Source organism: Mesorhizobium sp. Cs1299R1N1 (assembly GCF_037179655.1).
GTDB lineage: Bacteria > Pseudomonadota > Alphaproteobacteria > Rhizobiales > Rhizobiaceae > Mesorhizobium > Mesorhizobium salmacidum.
Window position 1 is genome coordinate 1 of record NZ_JAPYKR010000072.1, and the last position, 1,784, is coordinate 1,784.

Annotated in this window: 1 protein-coding gene and 1 pseudogene; one reads left to right on the plus strand and one right to left on the minus strand. The window is 61.3% G+C overall.

Annotated elements, in window-relative coordinates; translation table 11 throughout:
- Positions 1 to 154 precede the first annotated feature (154 nt).
- Positions 155 to 519, plus strand: a pseudogene (locus O7A70_RS33670) (DDE-type integrase/transposase/recombinase); the annotation flags it as partial.
- A 113-nt stretch (positions 520 to 632) separates the two neighbouring features.
- On the opposite strand, the gene O7A70_RS33675 reads toward O7A70_RS33670, so the two are convergent.
- Positions 633 to 1,667 carry an IS110 family transposase gene (locus O7A70_RS33675; protein ID WP_442921254.1) on the minus strand — a complete coding sequence of 345 codons (1,035 nt, stop codon included), beginning with the start codon at positions 1,665 to 1,667 and terminating at the stop codon, positions 633 to 635.
- Positions 1,668 to 1,784 lie beyond the last annotated feature (117 nt).

The following is a 1,784-nucleotide window of genomic DNA, read 5'->3' on the forward strand; positions in this document are numbered from 1 at the left end:
GCGACCTGGCGTTTGAACTCGATGCTGTGACTGCGGTGCTTTGCCATGGGTTCTCTCTCCGAAAACCCGGAAGGCTGGTCAATCCACACATCCCGATCTGTCCACCCTCAGGGGCGCACTCCAATCGAGGGTCAGTTTTGGAAGCCGTTTGACACTGCCGACGGCAGATCGCGAGAAGCCCAAGCGGTTCAAGGCTTACGAGATCGGCTATTTTCATATCGACATTGCCGAATTGCGCTACAAGGCAAGGCCCATCTGTTCGTGGCCGTGGACCGCACCTCCAAGCTGGTCTTCGCCAGGATCTACCGGAAGGCGGTGAAGCTGGTCGCGGCAGGCTTTCTCAAGGCTCTGCTCAGGGCCGTTCCTTACAAAATCCACACGGTTCTGACCGACAACGGGGTTCAGTTTGTCCAGCACGACAGGCGCGCCGAGGGCGGCTTTGTCGCGCATGTCTTCGGAAGGGTCTGTGCCGAGAACAGCGTCGAGCACAGGCTCACCAAGCCATATCATCCGTGGACCACTGATGTGATCGACAAGAGCTTTTTCGATGGATTTGCGATATTCTGCCGCTGCGCATGGGTGACCGCGTGGCGAAGAGTGGGATCAGAGGTGAGTGTCCCGCCGCGCAGCCTTTATCGTCGCACCTCATTTGCGGCATCCGTGCGCGCCTTCTTCGGACCTCGCGGGTTCCAGCCGGCAACGAAGCGGGCATAGGCGCCTTCGGCTTGCTCAACCCAGCGCCGCTCCTCATCTCGATGGCTTCTGATGTTGTAGGCGTGCGCGGCTCCCTTTTGGCCGCGCACAGCCTTGCTTCCAGCCTTGAGTTCCATGTCGCGCAGCTTCTTGGCATGCAGGGATGGCCGCGCCCAGGCGTAGCTCTCGCCCTTCGCCAACAGATGCCAGATTATGACAGCCAGTTTGCGTGCGGTTGCCACGGCCGCGACATGCTGGCCGCGCCGCGCCCGCACACGCAGGAAGAAGGCACGCAGCGGCCCCGGTGCGCGTGCTGCCGCCCAAGCCGCTTCAACGAGCATGCCGCGGGCATGTCCGCGGCCCTGCTTGGTGATCCGTCCGTGGTAGGCGGGGCCTGGCCCTGATTGCCTTACGCTCGGATTTAGGCCGAGATAGCTCACAAGCTTCTGCGGCTCGTCAAAGCGCGACACGTCGCCGATCGCCGCCTTCATTGCAAGCGCGACAGTCATGTCGATGCCTGGAGTGGTCATCAGCCGCTTCACGCCTTCATCCTCGAGCGCCGAGCGGGCAAGGTCGCGCTCGATAACCTGGAGGTCGTCGCCCAACCGGTCGAACTCGCGCAGATGCCGATCAATCGCGAGGCGCTCGTCTTCCGGCACGATCTGCTCGCGCAACCACGACCGGCCCTTGGCGCCACACAGGTCGGCATGCGGGCAGGACGGGATGAGGTGGCTATGAAGGATCGACTGGATGACATTCTTCAAGCGCGATCTTTGCCGGACGATCTGATTGCGCCGCGTCACCTGCCGGCGCAGCGCCTGTGTGGGTTCGTCCGGAATCCAGACTTCTGGCAGGAAGCCGCTCGCATAGAGCTGCGCCAGAACGCCGGCATCGATCGTGTCCGTCTTGATCTTGGCATAGGCAATGATGCGCACCTGCTTCGGGTTTGCGATCACCACTTTCTTCGTACGCATACGCTGAAGGCCGCCTATTGACGCGTACCTTGTGGCGTTAGTGTCCGCTTAGATTTTAAGTGGACGCTTAGCAATGAAATATCTGGCTATGGAGCAGCCGTCGAGGGTGGAAGCGAG

What these genes read in the sequence shown, in the direction of transcription:
- O7A70_RS33675 (WP_442921254.1), bottom strand. Translation starts at nt 1,667, where the DNA reads ATGCGTACGAAGAAAGTGGTGATCGCAAACCCGAAGCAGGTGCGCATC.